Consider the following 20,178-nt stretch of genomic DNA (forward strand, 5'->3'; position numbering starts at 1 on the left):
GGAAAATCATCCTTTGCGGTAGCGATGTTTCGTGAAGGGGAGCGGAGCGACGTCGATCGGGATTTTCGTCCCGCGGACGTCGGCGAAGAGTCGGGTGCCGGGCTTCGCCAATGCGGTGTTGATATAGCCCATGGCGACCGGGTGGCCCGTCGAGGGGCCGAAGCCGCCCGAGGTGACGTGGCCGGCCGGATTGCCGTCGGCGTCGACCAGCGCCGCGCCGGCGCGCACCGGCTGACGGCCATCCGGCTTCAGGCCGACGCGCTTCTGCGCCGGCCCGCGCTCCAGGATCGAGCGCAGCGCGTCGGCGCCGATGAAGGTGCCGGAAGCGCGGACGTCCTGGGGGATGGCCCACATCAGCCCGGCGCTCGCCGGATCGATCTCCGGGGTCAGGTCCTGGCCATGCAGGCAAAGCCCGGCCTCCAGCCTGAGGCTGTCGCGGGCAGCAAGGCCGATCCACTGAACGCGCTCGTCCTGCAGCAGCTTCGCGACGAGATCGCGCGCGTCCGCCTCCGGCAGGCCGATCTCAAAACCGTCCTCGCCGGTGTAGCCGGAACGGCTCATGAACCAGTTCTGCCTGGGTTCGACACCATGCATGAACAGCAGCGAGCCGGTCTCGATGCCGGCGCGCGAAAGCGCCGCCCAGGCATCCGGACCCTGGATCGCCAGGAAGACGCGATCGAGCGGTTCGACTTTGGCATCGAAATCGCCGGCGAGCGTACCCAGGTGCTTTTCGTCTTCAACCGCGTTGCCGGCATTGGCAACCACCATGAAGCGCTGGTCGCCGAGGCGGGTGACGATCAGGTCATCGATGATTCCAGCCGCCTCGTTGAGGAGGAAGGTGTATTTGGACTGGGAGATTTCCAGCGCGCCTGCATCGAGCGGGCAGGCGCGGTTGAGAAGCCCCGTGGCGCCCGGGCCGCTGACGTCGAACAGCTGCATATGCGAGATGTCGAATAGGCCGGCATGCTCGCGTGTGTGAAGGTGCTCCTTCATCACGCCCGCCGGATAGGTCAGCGGCATCGACCAACCGGCGAAGGCGCCAAAGCGGGCGCTTGCGGCGTTATGCAAATCCTCGAGGGGTAGGTGTTTGGTGTCTTCGCCGGTCATGTCTTCTCCAGAGTCGCACGCGATCGACCGCCATTGGCGGCCTAGTCCGTGCCCCTCTGTCTGAAGCCTGAGAGACTCGCGCCCCGTAACTCTGTCGGCAGCGCTTACACCTTCGGCGCGGGAAGATTCCCGACTTTCCRGAGTTGTCTTTCCCGTCCACGGTTCTTTTGCCTGAGAGATTTCGGGCGATTTCCCCTTCGGCGACAGCTCGCGCTGTTCTCTCCCGCAAACAGGTAGGACTCAGTCGCCTGAATCCTCGACGCGCCATCCATAGCCCGTCGACGACACCTTGTCACCTCCCAGCGACATCTAAAGCGTCGCAGAGGACGGGTTCAGCGATGCCGGTATCCTCGGAGGCTATCATTCGCCCGGCGGCATCGATGCTGAGTGGGAGGCCAAGAATCGGGCGGCCGAAACGCGCCGAGACACCGGCGAGGCCAGGCGCTGGCCGAGCGCGTGGGCGACGGCCAGCGCACGCTGCGCGACAACAAGCGTGCGCGCCAACTGGCGGGTGATCTTCAAGGCTTGGGCCTGATGGACGTTCTGTACTCCTGAAAAGCCACGTTGATTTTCTTGGTGCCGAAGAACGACCGACTGCGGAAATGCGCATAGGTTCGGGAGAATTGCCCCAGGATTTTGTTGTGCAGCCAGCCTCTAGCTATAGGCCCTGCTTGGACCATGGTCGGGAATGCGTCATGCTCGGAAATCAGATCGGTCTGAACGCAAAGGGCAGGGCTCAGTTGGTAGATAGTGTGCCTGGAACACGTCATCCGGTTAGGGTTGAACAAGGCAGCATCGATCGGCGTCCTTAGACGCTTGGTTTGTTGGAGTAGTCGCTGAGCGGTTTGCTTCGAAACAAGGTAGCCCGCAGCACCAAGGTGCTGCCCGACCAATCGGAAGACCGAATGACCGCCGCCAACGGGGATTTCCCGGGGCTTTATCCGTATTGGGCTCAGGAACGTTTCAAGCTTGACGATGTCGGCGTCGCTCGGAACCCAACTAGCGCGCGCGAGCATCCGGCCAGCGTCCTTGCTGAATTTGATGTCATCTTCGAAGACGGCACCAAATTGATCGGCGCCGTCAACGATGACCTGCCAGCATTTGCGATGGCTGAGGAAGCATGCAGTCTCTGCGGCGGTCAGATTCGGATTGCGGGTTACTTCCGCAGCATCAACAGCCCGTACACGCTCGAACGGTACGCCGATTCTGGCAAATTCGGCGGTCATATGAGCCAGCCGGTCCAGTGACCGGTCGAGGTTGATCACCAAGCATCTCATGGAACTCCGCCGTCCTCTTCCAGAGCGGCCTGTAAAGCACAAGGACTACAGCATGACCAGATAYTTCGTTGACAGTGCTGGTGCCAATCTCGGCGGGCTTCGACGGCTCGGAGCCGCCGGCCGGCGCGATGATCTTGAGCTCGGCTGGCGGAAGATCATGCTCGGCCTGCAGGCGAGGGGGTATCAGATCCCACCATACCAGTCGTAGCCATTGTCCTCCCAGTAGCCGCCGCGGCCGCCTCCGATATGYGCGAAGCTGTCGACCAACTCGATCTTGTGTATGTATTTCGGCATCTTGTAGCCGAGCTGGCGCTCGACCCGCACGCGCAGCGGCGCGCCGTTCTCCACAGGCAGCGGCTTGCCGTTCAGTCCGTAGGCCAGAATCGTCTGCGGGTGGCGGGCATCGATCAGGTCGATGGTGCCGTAATATTTGATGTCGCCCGACAGGCTTTGCTCGATCGTGTCGAGGCAGTGGAACATGACGTAGCGCGCCTCGGGCTTGACCACCGCCTGGTCGAGCACCAGCGAGAGCGGCGTGCCGGTCCATTTGGCGATGCAACTCCAGCCTTCGACACAGTCGTGCCGCGTGATCTGGGTGCGGCTCGGCATGTTCTGAAGCTGCTCGCGGGTGAGCGAGAGCGGCTTTTCGACAAGACCGGAGACCTCCAGCCGCCAGTCGGCGAAATTGTTGGCGAGAAGGCCCTTGTAGGTGTCGTCGTCGGGCGCGGTGACGCCGTTCGGGCGCTGCGGCTGGCGGATGTCGGCCTCGGTGAATTCCGGCGCCAGAGCATCCCTGCCGGCGAGCAGGCGCTGCGCTCGCCAGGTCAGGCCGTTGGCGTTCTCGAGGAAGCTGCGCAGCCCGCCGCCGACGCCAAGCCCGCTGTCGAAGGCATCGCAGCCCGACAGCATGATGCCGGAGAGGCCGAGGCCGGCGGAGGTAAGGAACTTTCTTCGGCTGATCTGGAACTCGGGGCTGATCTGGAACTTGGGCATGTCAGACGCTCCTTCCGGCCGGCTGGTCGTGCTTCGCTGGCGGATCGGTGCGGTACCAGCCGGTGATGATCGAGCGCAGCTCGTTGATCGGGCCGGCTGCAACGATCATCRGCATGTGGATGATGAAGAAGAGGACGAGCAGCACCATGACGGTGAAGTGGATGGTGCGCGCCGTCTGCCGGCCGCCGAGGATTTCGTTGAGCCACGGCAGCACCGAATTCATGCTTGGCGACATGGCAAGGCCGGTGATGATCATCAGGGGCAACAGTACGAACAGCACCCCGCCATAGGCCAGCTTCTGCAGCGTGTTGTATTCGCGCGTGTGGTGGAACTTCAGCTTCGCGTGGTCGACGATATCCCGCGGCAGCTTGCGCAGATCATCCACACGCGGCGCAAGATCGCGACGGATATGGCCGTTGATCAGGCTCGCGACCAGCCAGACCAGCAAGGTGGCGGAAAGCACCCAGGCGAAGAAGAAATGCACGACGCGGGCGGTACCGAGGTCGTAGTAGGACGGGATCGTCGCCCAGGCCGGGAAGGCGCGCGGCGTCTCCTGGCCCGGAGGGCCGGACCAGCCCAGCACGCCGGTGGTGTCGAAGCGATGGCCGAAGATCTCTGTATAGCCGCGCGGCCCGTTGTCGGTGTCCTCGGCGCCAATTTGGAGGATCGTGTTGTTGAACTCGAAGCCGGACTGCTTGCCGATATAGAGCTGCGGACGCGCGTTGAAGATCTGCAGGCCGGAAAGCAGCATGAAGAAGAGCGAGAATGCCCACAGCCAGTGGGTCAGCCGCGTCCACCGCGACTGCCGGTAGATGAGGGTTTTGCCCTTCGCGTCCGCCTGGGCGGCGGGTTGGCTCGTGCCGGCAGAGTCCATTTTAGTCCTCCAACCGCATCGTACGACGCGGCCTCGTCAGCTCATTGTCTTTCCCCAATACGTTACCGCACAAGGCAATGTTTCATGCGATCACGGATTTATTACGGAGCGCCCAGGCTTACCGCGAGATTGACCGCCGCCGCGACGATCACCGTGTTGAAGAAGAAGGAAAGGATCGAATGGATAAGCACGACAACGCGCATGCGCGGGGTCGTGATGGYGGTGTCGGCCGTCTGCGCGGTCATGCCGATGACGGTCGCGAAATAAAGGAAATCCCAGCCTTCCGGATGCCTGTCGCCCGGGAAATCGAGACCGCCGACCGRCACCTTCTTGTTGGTTTTCTCGTCGATCTCAACGCCGTCCATCCAATAGACATGCGCGTAATGCAGCGACGCCATGGCGTGGATCGTGAACCAGCCAAGCGGGATCGACAGCATCGCGAAGCCGAGCTCCAGCGGGTGCGCGCTTTCCTTCTGGTTGATCAGCTGGAAGAGCGAAACGGTGGCGATGCCGACGACAAAGAGGGTAATGGCAAAGATCAGGAAAACCGGAAGGTCGGTGGCGCGTGCGTTCTTGCTAAGATAGCGGCCGGTGAGCCTCGGCATCATCCTGAGAACCAGAACGATGTAGGTGGCGAAGAACACATTGGCGCCGATCGAATAGGCGAGTGGCATGCGCAGCAGCAACGCAAGCAGCAGCGCGACGATGCCAAAGGCTGCGGATAAGACGAACGGCATGTGCCGATGCATCGGCGTGTTGACGGATGTGTCGTCACCCATGGCCCGGCCCTCCGAATGGCGTTCGGATCAGCCCGGTGTGGCGGATTTCAAGGCGCGCCGCAAGATGCGGTCGAGCTCGCCGAGGAATTGCGACCTGTCCTTTTGGGTGAAGGCGGCGTTGAAGCCGCGGCTCTCGCCGGTCTCGCGCAGATGCTGCTTGAGATCGCGCATCGCCACCGCCATGCCGATGGTTTCGGGCGTGAAGGGGCGGCCCGTCGGCCCCAGAACATGCGCGCCGAGCGCAACCGTGCGCGCCGCAAGCGGGATATCGGCCGTCACCACGACATCATTGGGCCTTGCGTTCTCGACGATCCAGTCGTCCGCGGCATCCGCGCCCTTGGAAACGACGACGTTGCGGATCATCGGATCGCGCGAGGGACGTAAGCCGCCATTCGAGACATAGGTGACCATGACGCCATGGCGCTCCGCCACCTTTTCCACCTCGGCCTTCACCGGGCAAGCGTCGGCATCGACGTAGATGATGGGCGCGGGCATCGATTCTCCAAACATGCAAAAGGCCGGCGTTGGCCGGCCCCTTGCCAGGAAGCTCGGAACTGTCAGGCCGGCAGAGCGCCGGACTTCTTCGCCGTCCAGGTCGCGATATAGTCCATCAAGCCGGGGTTGAGGCAGTCATAGGGTTCGAGCCCGATCGACTTCAGCTGGGCGCGGATGCCGTCCATGCGCGTCGGGTCGACGCCGGATTCGATGATCGACGACACGAAGGCGGCGAAGCCCGGAGGCGACCAGCCGTCCTCCTCGAAGCGTTCGGGATGGATGAAGGACAGGCCCTTGAAGGGATGGTCGCGCTCGACCGGGCCGTACATGTGGACGCCGCAGCTTGTGCAGGCGTGGCGCTGGATCAGCGCCGCCGGATCCACCACCTTCAGCTTGTCGCCATTCTCGGCGACGGTGACATCGCCGCTGCCGGCGACCGCCACGACCGAAAACACCGCGCCTTCCGGCTTCCAGCATTTGGTGCAGCCGCAGGCATGATTGTGGGCGATCTGGCCCTTGACCCTCACCCTCACCGGATTGCTGGTGCAGGCGCAGACCAGCGTGCCGCCGGTGAAGCTTGCGCTTTCCTTGGGCAGGCCATTGTCAATCTTCGGATGCAGTTTTTCCGCCATTCGTACTTCCTCCCATGTTGAACCACAGAGGTCGCCGGCATGAGGCCTGCGACCCGCGGCTTTCCTCAGTAAACCACGACGCTCCGGATCGACTTGCCCTCATGCATGAGATCGAAGCCCTTGTTGATGTCCTCGAGCTTCAGCGTATGCGTGATCATCGGGTCGATCTGGATCTTTTTGTCCATGTACCAGTCAACGATCTTCGGCACGTCGGTGCGGCCGCGCGCGCCGCCGAAGGCGGTGCCCATCCAGGTGCGACCGGTGACCAGCTGGAACGGCCTTGTCGAAATCTCCTGGCCGGCGCCGGCGACGCCGATGATCACCGACTTGCCCCAGCCGCGATGCGAGGCTTCCAGCGCCTGGCGCATCACCTTGGTGTTGCCGGTGCAGTCGAAGGTGTAGTCGGCGCCGCCGATCTGGTCGGCGCCGCGCTTGGTCATGTTGACGAGGTAGAGGACGATGTCGCCTTCGATCTCCTTCGGATTGACGAAATGCGTCATCCCGAACTTCTCGCCCCAGGCCTTTTTGTCGTTGTTGATGTCGACGCCGATGATCATGTCGGCGCCTGCAAGCCTCAGCCCCTGGATGACATTCAAGCCGATGCCRCCGAGGCCGAAGACGACCGCCGTCGCACCCTGCTCGACTTTGGCGGTGTTGATGACGGCGCCGATGCCGGTGGTGACGCCGCAGCCGATATAGCAGATCTTGTCGAAGGGGGCGTCCGGGTTGACCTTGGCGACCGCAATCTCCGGCAGCACGGTGAAGTTGGAGAAGGTCGAGCAGCCCATATAGTGGAACAGCTTCTCGCCGCCGACCGAGAAGCGCGAGGTGCCGTCCGGCATCAAGCCTTGCCCCTGCGTGGCGCGGATGGCGGTGCAGAGATTGGTCTTTCTCGACAGGCAGGACGGGCACTGCCGGCATTCTGGCGTGTAGAGCGGGATGACGTGGTCGCCCTTCTTGACCGAGGTCACGCCCTTGCCGACGTCGACCACAATGCCCGCGCCTTCATGGCCGAGGATCGCCGGGAAGATACCTTCCGGATCGGCGCCCGAAAGCGTGAACTCGTCGGTGTGGCAGATACCGGTCGCCTTCACCTCGACCAGGACCTCGCCGTCCCGCGGCCCTTCGAGGTCCACCTCCATGATCTCCAGCGGCTTTCCGGCACCAACGGCTACTGCGGCACGCGTTTTCATGAGGCATTCCTCCCAAGGCAATCGACAAGTTGATATTTGTGGCCGAAAGGCAGAGTCGACCCGGGCCAGGCGAAAATGCCCACCGGTCCTCCGTCGCAAGCCCCGATATCACCTTATAGGCTTCGGCGATTGCGGCCAACGCCTCTTGCGACCTTTTTCGACGCTGTTTCTGCAGTCGGTATCGGGGGGCACCAAGGGCAGGTCTCCAGACACTTGAGACGCGCCGGAATTGTCCATAGAACTGGACGGCTTCGCCGGAGGTATGACATCCGAATGTTCAAGAAGATTCTGATCGCCAATCGCGGCGAGATCGCCTGTCGCGTGATCAAGACGGCGCGCAAGATGGGGATTGCCACGGTCGCGGTCTATTCGGACGCCGATCGCGATGCCGTGCATGTCGAAATGGCCGACGAGGCCGTGCATATCGGCCCGTCGCCCGCCGCGCAGAGCTACCTGGTTGCCGAGAAGATCATCGCCGCCTGCAAGGAGACCGGCGCCGAGGCGGTTCATCCCGGCTACGGCTTCCTGTCGGAGCGCGCCTCCTTCTGCGAAGCACTGGAAAAGGAAGGCATCGTCTTCATCGGACCGAAGCCCAAGGCCATCCGCGCGATGGGCGACAAGATCGAATCGAAGAAATTCGCAAGCCAGGCCAAGGTGTCGACGGTGCCCGGCTGGCTGGGCGTCATCGAGACTGCCGACCATGCCGAAAGGATCGCCGGCGAGATCGGCTATCCGGTCATGATCAAGGCCTCGGCCGGCGGCGGCGGCAAGGGCATGCGCATCGCCTGGAACAAAGCTGAGGTGCGCGACGGCTTCGAGCGCGCGCGTTCGGAAGCGAAAAGCTCCTTTGGCGATGACCGTGTCTTCATCGAGAAATTCGTTGTCGACCCGCGTCATATCGAGATCCAGGTGCTGGCCGACGCGCATGGCAACGCAATCTATCTCGGCGAGCGCGAATGCTCGATCCAGCGCCGCAACCAGAAAGTCGTCGAGGAAGCGCCATCGCCATTCCTCGACGCAAAGACACGCAAGGCCATGGGCGAGCAAGCGGTGGCGCTGGCGAAGGCAGTCGATTACCAGAGCGCCGGCACGGTCGAGTTCATCGTCGACAAGGACAAGAACTTCTATTTCCTTGAAATGAATACGAGACTGCAGGTCGAGCATCCGGTGACCGAGTTCGTCACCGGCATCGACCTGGTCGAGCAGATGATCCGTATTGCCGCCGGGGAAAAGCTCGGCATCAGGCAGAGCGAGGTGAAGCTCAACGGCTGGGCGGTGGAAAGCCGTCTCTATGCCGAGGATCCCTTCCGCAACTTCCTGCCCTCGATCGGCCGGTTGACGCGCTACCGGCCGCCGGAAGAAGGCACTTTCGGCGATGTCGTGATCCGCAACGACACCGGCGTCACCGAAGGTTCCGAAATCTCGATGTTCTACGACCCGATGGTGGCGAAGCTCTGCACCTGGGCGCCGAACCGGCCGGCGGCGATAGACGCCATGTCGGAGGCCCTCGACAGCTTCGTCGTCGACGGCATCGAGCACAACATCCCTTTCCTTTCGGCACTGATGCAGCATCCGCGCTGGCGCGAGGGGCGGCTTTCGACCGGCTTCATCGCCGAGGAGTATCCTGAGGGCTTCTTGCCGGTCCGACCGGATGGTGAGGAAAGAGCGGTGTTTGYCGCGATCGCTACCGCGATCGAGTTGCTGCGCCGGGACCGGCTCGATCGCCTCGGTGGGCGGCTGGCGCCGCATTCCGGCCATCTCAAGCGCGACTGGGTGGTGAAGATCGGGACGGACTATCTCTCCGCCAGCATCGTCGACGGCATGGTTTCGATCCCGATGGAGATCGATCTGTCGATCGATGGCGGCGAGTCGCTGACGGTCGCTTCCGACTGGCGGCCGGGCGACGCGATCTGGCGCGGCACGGTCGGCGGCAGCAGGATCGCGGCGCAGATCCGGCCGGTGCTGAACGGCCTCCGCATCGCGTGGAGAGGCATGTCGGTGACCGCGCGCGCCATGCTGCCGCGCACGGCAGAGCTTGAACGGCTGATGCCGGAGAAGCTGCCACCGGATACCTCGAAAATGCTGCTCTGCCCGATGCCCGGCCTCGTCGTGTCGATCGCCGTCGCGGAAGGACAGGAGGTCAAGGCCGGCGAGACGCTGGCCGTGGTCGAGGCGATGAAGATGGAGAACGTCCTGCGCGCCGAGCGCGATCTCGTCGTGGCGAAACTCAACGCCAAGCCCGGCGACAGCCTGGCGGTCGACGCGGTGATCATGGAATTTGCCTGAGCGCAGCGCTGTGYACGGGCCGAACACTGGACTCGCATCACGCGCTTGCGGACAATACATCTGCACCGATTGTTGAGTCCTTACGAGCGACACGAGCCCCATGGCGGATGAACGACTTCCACGCGACCCTCTGCAGCGCGAAGCAGCGGTGAAGGCCGCGCAGCCGGAGGCGCCGGCGCGGACCTTCATCCATCTGCGCGTGCACTCGGCCTATTCGCTGCTTGAAGGCGCTTTGCAGCTCGGCGCCATCATTGGCCACGCGRTCAAGGACGAGGCGCCCGCGATCGCGGTGACCGACACCAACAATCTGTTCGGCGCGCTCGAGTTCGCGCAGAAGGCGGTCAAGGACGGTATCCAGCCGATCATCGGCTGCCAGATCGATCTTGCCTTCGCCAGCGAGGCGAGCGAGGCCCAGCGCGACCGGCGCAAGCACGGTCCTGAAATGTCGCCGATCRTGCTGATCGCTGCCACCGAAGCAGGCTATGCCAATCTGGTGCGGCTGATCAGCAGGGTCTATCTGGAGACGCCGCCCGGCGAACCAGTGCATATGACCAGCGGGATGCTGGAGGGGCATTGCGACGGCCTGATCTGCCTGACCGGCGGCCCGCGCGGCCCGATCGGCAGCGCGCTCAAGGCGGACCGCCGCGATCTTGCCGAACAGCGGCTCCTGACGCTGAAAGCGCAGTTCGGCGACAGGCTCTATGTCGAGCTGGAGCGTATCCAGGGCTATGACCGCATGGTCGAGAAATCGACGGTCGATCTCGCCTACACTCACGAGCTGCCGCTGGTCGCCACCAACGAGGCCTTCTTCTCCAAGCGCGAGGACTATGAGGCGCATGGCGCGCTGATCGCCATCGCCGAGGGTTCTGTGGTTGCCGCCGACAATCGCCGGCGGCTTTCGCCGGACAATTTCCTGCGCGGTCAGGCCGAGATGACGCGGCTGTTCTCGGACCTGCCGGAAGCGATCGACAATACGGTCGAGATCGCGATGCGTTGCTCCTACTATCCGAAGAACCGCAGTCCGATCCTGCCGCGCTTCACTGGCGCCGACGCTGCCGACAAGGACGCGGCCGAGAAGGCGGAAGCCGCCGAGCTTGCCCGCCAGGCGCGCGAAGGCCTCGAGGCGCGGCTTGCCAAGCACGGGCCGACGCCCGGCTATACGGTCGAGCAATATCGCGAACGGCTCGAATTCGAGCTCGGCATCATCGAGAAGATGAAGTTCCCCGGCTACTTCCTGATCGTTGCCGACTTCATCAAATGGGCCAAGTCGCAAGGGATTCCGGTCGGACCGGGGCGCGGATCGGGCGCCGGCTCGCTGGTCGCCTATTCCACCACCATCACCGACATCGACCCGCTGCGCTTCTCGCTGCTGTTTGAGCGCTTCCTCAATCCGGACCGTGTGTCGATGCCCGACTTCGACATCGACTTCTGCCAGGACCGGCGCGAGGAGGTCATCCGCTACGTCCAGCAGAAATACGGCCGCGACCAGGTCGGCCAGATCATCACCTTCGGAACGTTGCAGGCGCGCGCCGTGCTGCGCGACGTCGGCCGCGTGCTGCAGATGCCTTACGGCCAGGTCGACAAGCTCTCGAAGATGGTGCCGCAGAATCCGGCCAATCCGGTCAAGCTGGCGGATGCCATCGCCAATGAGCCGCGCTTCGCTGAGGAGGCGGAGAAGGAGCCGATCGTCCAGACGCTGCTCGACACGGCGCAGAAGCTCGAGGGCCTCTACCGCCACGCCTCGACCCATGCCGCCGGCATCGTCATCGRCGACCGGCCCCTGTCGGAACTGGTGCCGATGTATCGCGATCCGCGCTCGGACATGCCGGTCACCCAGTTCAACATGAAATATGTCGAGCAGGCGGGGCTGGTTAAATTCGACTTCCTCGGCCTGAAGACGCTGACGGTGCTGGAAACGGYGGTGAAGCTCATCCGCCGACGCGGCGTCGACATCGACCTTGCCCGCATTCCGCTCGACGACAAGGACACCTACGCCATGCTGTCGCGCGGCGAGGTGGTCGGCGTGTTCCAGGTTGAAAGTGCCGGCATGCGCAAGGCGCTGATCGGCATGCGGCCGGACTGCATCGAGGACATCATCGCGCTGGTGGCCCTCTACCGCCCCGGCCCGATGGAGAATATCCCGACCTACAACGCCAGAAAGCATGGCGAGGAGGAGTTGGCCTCGATCCATCCCAAGATCGACCATCTGGTGAAGGAGACGCAAGGCGTCATCGTCTATCAGGAACAGGTGATGCAGATCGCGCAGGAGCTTGCCGGCTATTCGCTCGGCGAAGCGGACCTTCTGCGCCGCGCCATGGGCAAGAAGATCCGCGCCGAGATGGACAAGCAGCGCGAGCGTTTCGTCTCCGGCGCGGTCGAACGCGGAGTCGGCAAGGCGCAGGCCGACTTCATCTTCGACCTTCTGGCGAAGTTTGCCGACTACGGTTTCAACAAGTCGCACGCGGCGGCTTACGCGGTCGTTTCCTATCAGACCGCCTATCTCAAGGCGCACTATCCGGTCGAGTTCCTGGCGGCGTCGATGACGCTCGACATGGGTAACACCGACAAACTGGCCGATTTCCGGCAGGATGCGCTGCGCCTTGGCATCGAAGTGGTGGCGCCGTCGGTGATGACCAGCTTCCGTCCCTTCGAGGTCGGCGAGAACAAGATCTTCTATTCGCTGGCGGCGCTGAAAGGCGTCGGCGACGCGGCGGTCGAGCACATCGTCGAGAAGCGTGGCGAGGGGCCGTTCAAGAGCCTCGCCGATTTCTGCGAGCGGGTCGACCCGAAGATCGTCGGCAAGCGCGTCTTCGAAAGCCTGATCATGGCCGGCGCGCTGGATTGCTTCGGGCATGACCGAGCGCAGATGATGGCCGGCGTGGAGCGCATGATGGGACTGGCATCGCTGGCGCAGCAGAACGCCATCTCCGGCCAGGCAGACATTTTCGGCGCTTCGCTTGGGAGCCAGTCACAGGCGCTCAATCTCCCGCCGGCCGATCCGTGGCTCGCCGCCGACCGGCTGCACCGCGAATTCCAGGTGGTGGGCTTCTATCTCTCGGCGCATCCGCTCGATGAGTACAAGGCAGCACTCCAGAAGATGCGGGTGCAGAACTGGGCGGAATTCTCGGTCGCGGTGAAACGCGGCGCCGCGGCCGGCCGGCTCGCCGGCACCGTCACCACCAAGCAGGAGCGAAAGACCCGCACCGGTAACAAGATGGGCGTCGTGCAGTTTTCCGACACGACGGGTCAGTATGAGGCGGTGCTGTTCTCCGAAGGCCTGGCGCAATATCGCGACATGCTGGAGCCCGGCCGCTCGGTGGTGATCACCGTCTCGGCGGAAGACCGGCCGGAAGGCATCAACCTGCGCATCCAGACGGTGCAGTCGCTGGAGGATGAGGCAAGCCGCATCCAGAAGGCGCTGCGCATTTTCGTGCGCGACGCCCAGCCGATCAACACCCTTGCCAACCAGCTCGCCGCGAAGGGCGAAGGGCAGGTGAGCTTCGTGCTCATCAAGGAGGCCGGACAGGGCGAGGTCGAGATCGAACTGCCCAACCGCTACCGCATCTCGCCGCAGGTCGCATCGGCGATGCGCGCGGTGCCGGGTGTCGTCGAAGTGGAGCTGGTTTAGACGCCAGCGCGGGGCGTCTCCGCGACTAAGCCGAGTCGCCCCGTTTGCCAGGTCACATGTCTGGTGTTGGCCTGAGAACGGCTCTGCTCGATATCTCCGGACTGTCGAAAGTCGGGCAGCGTCAAAATTCGCGGTGCGAAGCCAACGATTGACCAGGTTGGCATATCTGAACGCGTGGCTCTTACGACGAGTGCATAGMGCCCCGCCAAGTACTCGGAAACTTGTAACTCGCCTACGGTGCGTAGCTCTTGTATATCATTGACTAACTTGTTCTTGCTAATGCGTAGGTAGGCAGCGGAAGCGTTGGGGGAGCAGCCTTAGTTGTCAGCAAGGCTGACGGTGGGYTGGAGCGGGGCGATGGTCGACAAGTCATATTTGGCTGCGGTCCAGACCGATTTGGATGTCCTGCGTGCCGATGATGCGGAAGTTCCTCTCGTGTCGGCTGTTATCCCTTGCCTGAACGAAGAGCGCACGATCGGCATTTGCATTCGCAAGGCCCTTGACGCCTTCGCGAGGCGGGGGATCAAGGGTGAGGTGGTCGTAGGGGACAACGGATCAAGCGATCGTTCGGTTGAGATTGCTGAGTCTCTCGGGGCGCGTGTCGTGCACCAAAAAGTCAAGGGGTACGGGGCGGCGATAAGTGCAGCGGCTGAATCCGCGCGCGGCAAGTACCTTGTCATGGCGGATGCAGACGACTCGTACGATTGGAGCAGTCTCGGCGACTTCATCGACGCATTAGAGGGTGGTGCGGAACTGGTCATGGGCGATCGCTTTGCGGGCGGTATCGAGCCTGGCGCCATGCCTCCGCTGCATCGATATGTCGGCAATCCTGTCCTTTCATCGATTGCCCGCTGGCTTCACCATTCTCCGATACGCGATTTTCATTGCGGCATGCGAGGGTTCACCCACGATGCGTATAGGAGAATGGGCGCACGCTCGCCTGGTATGGAATTCGCCTCGGAGATGGTCATCAACGCGCATCGTGCGGGCTTGGTTATCCGCGAGGTGCCGATCAAGCTCTACCCGGACAAGCGTGGTCGACGGCCCCATCTGCGTTCATTCCGTGACGGCTGGCGCCACCTGCGGCTGATCATCGCCCATGCACCTGATACCGTGTACCTTATACCCGGAATGGCCCTGCTTGTGATTGGCATTATTGGCCTTGCGATCCTCRCTGCGGGACCTGTCCGGATCGGTGGGTGGTATTTCGGAATTCACTTCGTCGCGCTGTCTTCCATGGCGACGCTGATTGGCCTTTCAGCGATCCTGTTCGGTATGCTGGCCAAGGTGGCGATCGCTATTTACCATCCAGTCCACAATGGTCGAATCGTGCCCTGGYTGATGCACGGCCGCCCGTTGGAATGGCTGGTGCTCACTGGTGGCGTGCTTGCGGCGGTAGGTTTTGTCGCGGACGTGTTGCTGGCGCTRCATTGGATCTTTGTTGGCGGCCCGATGGAGCAGTCGGTGCACCTAACATTTGTGATCACCACCGCCTGCGTGGCAGGTATGTCCATGGTGCTAGCCGGTTTCGTGCTCAAGTTGCTGCTTGATAATTTGGATGACAGGCGTGTGTTCTGACCGCCCGGTTGACGTCCGCGCACGAGCTCTAGCGGGCAGTTGTGTCGATGAAAAACCGTTTCTGTCCGTCGTCATGCCGGTTCACGAAGGAGCGGCATGGATTGAAGCGACACTAAACTCCCTGATCGCTGGGCCAACCGGCAACTTGGAAATTATCGTTGTCGACAGCAGCCCGACGGGCGCTACCGCTGCCATCGTACAGCAATTTTCTCACCGATTGCCCCTTCGGCTGCTCCAGCGAAGGGACCTCAAGCCTTGGCAGACGAAGACCAATTTGGGCGTCGAGTTGGCGGCCGCTGACCACGTCTGCATCCTCCATCAGGATGACCTGTGGCTGCCAGGGCGCGTCGAGGCCGCTCGCCGCTGGCTCGGTGGCTCGCCCGAAGCCGGGCTTCATTTGGCTCCGACCGCCATCATTGACCGCTACGGCCGCCGAATTGGGCGCTGGAACTGCCCTTTGCCGCCTGAGAAAGTGCTTGGAGCTCAATTCCTGCTAGAGCGGCTGCTTGTGCAAAACTTTGTCTCAGTGCCCGCTCCGATATTCCGCCGAAATGCATGGCTGGCGTGCGGGGGCATGGATGAGACATTGTGGTATACGCCGGATTGGGACATCTGGGTGAAGCTCGCCAGTATCGGGCCAGTCGTCTATCACGACGAGATCACGACGGCCTTTCGGGTTCACGGCAGTTCGCTGACTGTAACCGGGTCCCGTGACGTTAGCGAGTTCCGGTCGCAAATGCAGATTGTCATGGAGCGCCATCTTCCCCGGCTTCCAGCGAGCAGCCGACGCTGGGTTGAACCTGCCGCCCGGGCTTCGATCAGTGTTAATGTATCACTGGCCGCCGCGYCGGGCGGCAATTTGAAGGCCTTGGTTCGCGCCGCACGTGTTGTGCTCTCGCTCGGACCGAGCGGCATGAGGCGCTATTTGCGTGACTCGCGGTTGYGGGAGCGTGTCACGTGCCGCCTTCGCGCGAAACTGACAGGGGCTTTCTGACGCCGATGGCTAGTTCAGCTATACCCACGAACGAGCAGTTGGAGCAGCAATCCCATGCCGGTGTCCGCGAAAGACCGCTCGTGGAGCGCGGGTGGCGGTACACGCTGGTAGGGGTGGTTTGCGCAACCGCGCATAACGTCATCATGATCGCGGCCGATCAAGTGGGGGTGCATTATCTGCTGGGCAYCGTGATTTCGTTCCTGGCGGTAACACCGCTCGGGTACTTGCTGCACAGCCGGTTCACCTTTGCCGAACCGCTTCGCTTCAAGGCGTTTGGGCGCTTCGCAGGCGGTGTGGCCATGGCCTATCCAATTTCGGTAGCCATGATGATTGTCCTTTGTTCCGGCCTCGGTCTTCGTGTTGCGATAGCAACTCCGATCGTCACCGTTGCAATGTTCGTCTGGAACTTTACCGCCGCGCACTGGGCTATACTGCCGCGGTTCTATCTGCGAGGACGGTAACGGTCGTGCGTGTATCGGGCAGCTTGTGGATTAGCGGACCAAGTTGGGTCCCGCTCACGGCCTGGAAAATCTATCTCTGTCTCGCCATCCCGGCGGTCATTCTGCTGAATCTTGCATTTCCGAATTTTCATGCACCGGACGACTATGACCATGTCAAGCGTGCCTACACGCTGCTCCACCAACCGTTTCAGAGGGTGACGTTGCCCGGCCGGTCGACAGGCGCCATGATCGATTCCGGGTTGACCGACTATATCGACGCCCTTATCCCCGTGGTGAAGCGGCCGAAAGCGCAGAAGGCTCCGCGTGCCTATCGGGACGCCGTCCGCATCGGCTGGATGAACAAGCAGACTTTCAGCGAAGCGCCAGGCTCACTCAACTATTTCCCGCTTCTTTATGCGCCGCAGGCCGTGATGCTGGAGATTGGACGGCTATCGGGCGCCAGTGTCGCACAATCGGTGCTCTGGGCACGCTTCGCCAATGGCTTTGCCGGCATTGGATTGATCGCTTTGGGCCTTTACTGGCTGCAAGGCTTGCCGGCGCTGGTTCTCTTGCTGACGCTGCTGCCGCAAACGTTACTCCAGTTCGCGTCCAACTCGGCCGACCCGATCCTCTATGGGGCGGCACTCGTGATCGTCGCTGTCAGCGTGAAAGCTGACATTGCGGCGCGGATGCGTTCCAGCCTCCTCGCCACCGCAATTTTCATCTCAGCCTCGGTGCGTCCACCGATGGCGGCATTGGCACTTGCGCCTGCGGTGCAGGCAATGCGCGAACGTCGCTGGCTTGGCCTAGGCGTGTTGATCGGCGCGTGCACCATCGCCGCCCTGTGGGTACTCGCTGTCGTGGCGTCCTCTGTGGACTTGCGCTGTGGGGTGACCGGACCGATCGGCCCAAAGCTCCGCGACTTCGCCTTGGCATGGCCAATGCTGATCGGTCGCACCCTGAGCGCACGGGCTGCATATTTTTTCGGTAGTTTCGTCGGCGACTATRGCTGGGGAGATGGCCCGGGTGGACACCTGKCGGCGCCGCTGCCCGCCTGGATTTATGGCTCTACCCTGTTGCTTCTTTGCTTGGCATCGTGGCGTGATCTCGTCACGCGCGCACCATTGTCGCCTGCCCTGCGGCTTTCGCTGGCGGTGAGCGCCATCTGCTCTATCCTGTTGATTTTTCTAGCCATGGCCATCAGCTGYACCGTTCCCAATCAGGCGATCATCGCCGGCGTGCAGGGTCGCTATTTCGTGYCGCCTCTGTTCGCCCTCGCACCCGCCATCCGAGGCTTGGCGGCTGGTCGAAGCAGCGTCCAGCCCACCTTGTATGTCGGTATCCTGACAATCTGGGTGGTCGCCTGCGTGGTGACGATGTTACTGGCGGCCCCACATCTTTACATCAGGCCATAGAATTCCGGTGACAGTGGGCGCCTTTTAATTTTAGAGTCCCCGGTAGGGGATCAGGAACCCCCAGGTCTTTAGGCGGGGCGGACTTGCTGGTCTTGCCGATAAGCAAGTTTCTACCAACCAGAAACGAGAACAATTCCCGTAACAATAAGGGCAATCCCCGGTAGGAAGAAACGGGGCACTTGTTCACCGAACAACAGAAAGCCGGCGACCGGCACGATGACGAAGGCAAGGGAGTTGAACATGAAGGCCACGGACAGCGGAACCGTGCGCAGGGCGTGGACCCAGGCCAGTGTCGACAGCAGATAGAAAAACAAGGCCAGCGCCACCAGCGAGAACGGCCACGCATTGTCGCGCAGCAAGGTCAGCAACGATTGGGACGGCAGAATGCGAAGGCTTTGAGCCGCGAATTTGAATGTGATCTGTCCGATCGCAATTACGGCAACTGCAAATATGATAAAAATATAATTTATACTAAACATAGAAATTTCCAGTATATATCAGATTTATGTCTGGAAACGGCAGGCGCGTTGGCCACCAGATGATCTCCCTCTTCGGAAAGTGATATTTCAGCAATTGGTCTAGATTGAATATGCTGTTTATATGTTCCCGCGCCATATAGTAATCGTAAGGAAGCCCCGCCTTTTCCGCCTGTTTGCGTGGCCCCAGGTATCGGCCCAACCGCCAGGCCCAGCCTGGATCGCAGGGTAGGATCAGCGACAGYACGCCGCCGGGCTTAAGCACACGCACCCATTCCTGGATTGCCAGATGAGGGAAGGGAACATGTTCCAGGACGTGGGTAGCTATCAGGCGGTTGAAGCTGTTGTCCTGAAAGGGAAGCGAAGATCCGTCCAATTTCAGCAACTCCACGCCCTTGGGGCGCGGTGCGTCCTTGACAGCATCAAGCACCGATTGATCGAAATCGGAAGCTATGTAGTGTTCGAAACGATGTCGGACAAACTGCAGGTGAGCAAGCGTGCCGGCGCCCACTTCGAGAACCTGTGGAAAAATCGTATCGGGACCGAAGGGCCGCTCGATGAGCGCATGGGTGTTCCTCAGTACGGCGGCCGACAGACCGCGATCATAATTGGCTTTGTGATAGTTGCCTAACCACCGCGCCACGAGCGCGTCGTAGTCCGGAAGGGGGCGGTAGTTCTTGGGCGCGGCCGTTGCCGGCATCWTAGCGTACATCAGACAATCCTATGGTCTACGGCCTCCCCGCCCGCCGCACCCTTCCACGTTAGCGTCCGCATCGGCTGGCGCGAGGCAACCAGCCGCGGATACAGCGCGATGCGCGGGACCGACTGTATATCGTAGTTGATGAAGGCAAGCAGCAATTGGGAGCCGATGATGATCGGCAGGGCGGCGATCATCACCGTTCCCGCGGTCGCGGGTACCACTGTACCCCAATTGGCCAATCCGTAAACCATGCCGAACAACAGAAGTAGTGTGCCCAGCACCAGTTCGAGCGAAGCGAGGCTGAAATTGCGGATGAAGTAGTTGTAGAAGATGCGCTTGGCGAAATTGCGCATGTGTGYGAAGGCGAATCGCGGAATCTCCMGTAATGGCCTCATGCTGCTGACCTCGCCMGCATAATGGGCGCGCATGGGGACATCGACGACCCGCGCCGTCAAAATGTTCAGGCGGAAAAGGAGATCCGACTCGAAGAAATAGCGCTTCGAGATCTTGTCCAGTGGTAGTAGGCCGACCAGGCTGGCATGGATCGCAACATAGCCATTAGTCGGGTCGAAGCTGTGCCAGTAGCCACTCGATATTTTAGACAAAAAGGAAAGGCCCGCATTGCCGATCAACCGGCCGAGCGGCATGGCGACAAGCCCCTCCGGCTCGAAGAAACGGTTACCTTTGGCGTAGTCCGCCTCGCCGGATAGGATGACACTGGCAAAGCTCGGGATCAGTGCCGGATCCATCTGGCCATCGCCGTCGATCTTGATGACGACATCGGCTCCGTCGGCGGCGGCCTGCTTCATGCCCGCCATCGTCGCGCCCCCGACGCCTTGGTTCCCTGCATTGCGGATTACCCTGATGCGAGGATCCTTCGCATTCTCCTCGACGAAACGGCCGCTCTCTTCCGGGCAGGCATCGTCGACCACATAGATCAGCCCCACCTCAGGACCGATACGCTCCAGCACGGATAGAATTCGGGCCCGCACCCGATAGCTCGGAATTACAACGGCGAGTTGCGGCAAGGCCGTGTCGGGTGGGGGCTTCATGAACGCCATGCCGATGCCGACAACGACCCATAGGCCCGGTCTGCCTTCCAGGCTGTCATAGCGGGCAGCGTCAGGAGGCGGCCGCCGCTAGCATGGCCGAGTGGAAAGCGGCTGCAGCCGAAGGACACCAATCGCCTTGTTGGCGGGTGAGGACGAATGGCTTCGCACTCCCTTTTTGGCGGGCACAACTTTCTCCATCCGGCGCCTGTATAGCAGAACGGACACCTTCGCTCCATGTTGTCTGATGACCTGTTTACAA

General features: G+C 62.0%; 19 protein-coding genes and 1 riboswitch. Of the genes, 7 read left to right on the forward strand and 12 right to left on the reverse strand.

Translation table 11 applies throughout. The features are described from left to right. Positions 1 to 6: 6 nt before the first annotated feature. From gcvT to ORS3428_RS09460, 3 genes are all read right to left on the reverse strand, one after another. A complete protein-coding gene (gene gcvT, locus ORS3428_RS09455; RefSeq protein WP_071096749.1) occupies positions 7 to 1,107 on the reverse strand; it encodes a glycine cleavage system aminomethyltransferase GcvT in 1,101 nt (366 codons plus the stop codon). A gap of 149 nt (positions 1,108 to 1,256) precedes the next feature. Continuing rightward, positions 1,257 to 1,343: riboswitch (glycine riboswitch) on the reverse strand. A gap of 124 nt (positions 1,344 to 1,467) precedes the next feature. Then, positions 1,468 to 1,629: a hypothetical protein gene (locus ORS3428_RS33245; protein ID WP_157895943.1), complete on the reverse strand. Its 162-nt coding sequence runs from the start codon at positions 1,627 to 1,629 to the stop codon at positions 1,468 to 1,470. Next, positions 1,626 to 2,372 (reverse strand): glycosyltransferase family 25 protein, encoded by a 747-nt coding sequence (locus ORS3428_RS09460; RefSeq protein ID WP_157895944.1) that lies wholly within the window; start codon positions 2,370 to 2,372, stop codon positions 1,626 to 1,628. Before ORS3428_RS09460 ends, ORS3428_RS33245 begins: the two co-directional genes overlap by 4 nt. A 64-nt stretch (positions 2,373 to 2,436) precedes the next feature. Between ORS3428_RS09460 and ORS3428_RS33250 the strand changes: the two genes are divergently transcribed. Then, positions 2,437 to 2,592, forward strand: coding sequence for a hypothetical protein (locus ORS3428_RS33250; RefSeq protein ID WP_157895945.1), 156 nt, complete (start codon positions 2,437 to 2,439; stop codon positions 2,590 to 2,592). On the opposite strand, the gene ORS3428_RS09465 is transcribed toward ORS3428_RS33250, so the two are convergent. From ORS3428_RS09465 to ORS3428_RS09490, 6 genes are all read right to left on the reverse strand, one after another. Then, positions 2,568 to 3,377 (reverse strand): molybdopterin-binding protein, encoded by an 810-nt coding sequence (locus ORS3428_RS09465; RefSeq protein WP_071096753.1) that lies wholly within the window; start codon positions 3,375 to 3,377, stop codon positions 2,568 to 2,570. The two genes, ORS3428_RS33250 and ORS3428_RS09465, sit on opposite strands and share 25 nt — an antisense overlap. A 1-nt stretch (position 3,378) precedes the next feature. Beyond that, positions 3,379 to 4,251, reverse strand: coding sequence for a cytochrome b/b6 domain-containing protein (locus ORS3428_RS09470; protein ID WP_071096755.1), 873 nt, complete (start codon positions 4,249 to 4,251; stop codon positions 3,379 to 3,381). A 101-nt stretch (positions 4,252 to 4,352) separates the two neighbouring features. Next, positions 4,353 to 5,030: a DUF1345 domain-containing protein gene (locus ORS3428_RS09475; protein WP_071096756.1), complete on the reverse strand. Its 678-nt coding sequence runs from the start codon at positions 5,028 to 5,030 to the stop codon at positions 4,353 to 4,355. Positions 5,031 to 5,057: 27 nt separating this feature from the next. Further along, positions 5,058 to 5,525 carry a YaiI/YqxD family protein gene (locus ORS3428_RS09480; RefSeq protein WP_071096813.1) on the reverse strand — a complete coding sequence of 156 codons (468 nt, stop codon included), beginning with the start codon at positions 5,523 to 5,525 and terminating at the stop codon, positions 5,058 to 5,060. Positions 5,526 to 5,587: 62 nt separating this feature from the next. Next, positions 5,588 to 6,157, reverse strand: coding sequence for an S-(hydroxymethyl)glutathione synthase (gfa, locus tag ORS3428_RS09485; protein WP_071096757.1), 570 nt, complete (start codon positions 6,155 to 6,157; stop codon positions 5,588 to 5,590). A gap of 65 nt (positions 6,158 to 6,222) precedes the next feature. After that, the gene (locus ORS3428_RS09490; protein WP_071096758.1) at positions 6,223 to 7,350 is read right to left on the reverse strand and encodes an S-(hydroxymethyl)glutathione dehydrogenase/class III alcohol dehydrogenase; all 1,128 of its coding nucleotides are present in this window, start codon (positions 7,348 to 7,350) and stop codon (positions 6,223 to 6,225) included. A 273-nt stretch (positions 7,351 to 7,623) separates the two neighbouring features. Here ORS3428_RS09490 and ORS3428_RS09495 point away from each other — a divergent pair, with 273 nt between their 5' ends. From ORS3428_RS09495 to ORS3428_RS09520, 6 genes are all read left to right on the forward strand, one after another. After that, the gene (locus ORS3428_RS09495) at positions 7,624 to 9,636 is read left to right on the forward strand and encodes an acetyl-CoA carboxylase biotin carboxylase subunit (protein ID WP_071096760.1); all 2,013 of its coding nucleotides are present in this window, start codon (positions 7,624 to 7,626) and stop codon (positions 9,634 to 9,636) included. A 100-nt stretch (positions 9,637 to 9,736) separates the two neighbouring features. After that, the gene (gene dnaE, locus ORS3428_RS09500) at positions 9,737 to 13,264 is read left to right on the forward strand and encodes a DNA polymerase III subunit alpha (RefSeq protein ID WP_071096761.1); all 3,528 of its coding nucleotides are present in this window, start codon (positions 9,737 to 9,739) and stop codon (positions 13,262 to 13,264) included. 357 nt (positions 13,265 to 13,621) lie between these two features. Beyond that, on the forward strand, positions 13,622 to 14,842 hold the full coding sequence (locus ORS3428_RS09505) for a glycosyltransferase family 2 protein (RefSeq protein WP_071096762.1): 1,221 nt from the start codon (positions 13,622 to 13,624) through the stop codon (positions 14,840 to 14,842). Further along, positions 14,823 to 15,836, forward strand: a complete 1,014-nt coding sequence (locus tag ORS3428_RS09510; protein ID WP_244507905.1) for a glycosyltransferase — start codon at positions 14,823 to 14,825, stop codon at positions 15,834 to 15,836. Before ORS3428_RS09505 ends, ORS3428_RS09510 begins: the two co-directional genes overlap by 20 nt. A gap of 5 nt (positions 15,837 to 15,841) precedes the next feature. Further along, positions 15,842 to 16,297, forward strand: a complete 456-nt coding sequence (locus tag ORS3428_RS09515) for a GtrA family protein (protein ID WP_071096765.1) — start codon at positions 15,842 to 15,844, stop codon at positions 16,295 to 16,297. Positions 16,298 to 16,302: 5 nt separating this feature from the next. Then, positions 16,303 to 17,691 (forward strand): DUF2142 domain-containing protein, encoded by a 1,389-nt coding sequence (locus ORS3428_RS09520; RefSeq protein WP_157895947.1) that lies wholly within the window; start codon positions 16,303 to 16,305, stop codon positions 17,689 to 17,691. Positions 17,692 to 17,801: 110 nt separating this feature from the next. Here the strand turns inward: ORS3428_RS09520 and ORS3428_RS09525 are convergent, their stop codons facing one another. From ORS3428_RS09525 to ORS3428_RS09535, 3 genes are read right to left on the reverse strand one after another with little or no spacing between them, the layout of a single operon-like run. Further along, positions 17,802 to 18,170, reverse strand: coding sequence for a hypothetical protein (locus ORS3428_RS09525; protein ID WP_071096768.1), 369 nt, complete (start codon positions 18,168 to 18,170; stop codon positions 17,802 to 17,804). Continuing rightward, positions 18,163 to 18,879: a class I SAM-dependent methyltransferase gene (locus tag ORS3428_RS09530; protein WP_244507907.1), complete on the reverse strand. Its 717-nt coding sequence runs from the start codon at positions 18,877 to 18,879 to the stop codon at positions 18,163 to 18,165. The genes ORS3428_RS09525 and ORS3428_RS09530 overlap by 8 nt, the downstream gene beginning before the upstream one ends. After that, the gene (locus tag ORS3428_RS09535; protein ID WP_071096769.1) at positions 18,879 to 19,928 is read right to left on the reverse strand and encodes a glycosyltransferase family 2 protein; all 1,050 of its coding nucleotides are present in this window, start codon (positions 19,926 to 19,928) and stop codon (positions 18,879 to 18,881) included. The genes ORS3428_RS09530 and ORS3428_RS09535 overlap by 1 nt, the downstream gene beginning before the upstream one ends. Positions 19,929 to 20,178 lie beyond the last annotated feature (250 nt).

This window comes from Mesorhizobium sp. ORS 3428, assembly GCF_001854785.1.
Taxonomy (GTDB): domain Bacteria; phylum Pseudomonadota; class Alphaproteobacteria; order Rhizobiales; family Rhizobiaceae; genus Mesorhizobium.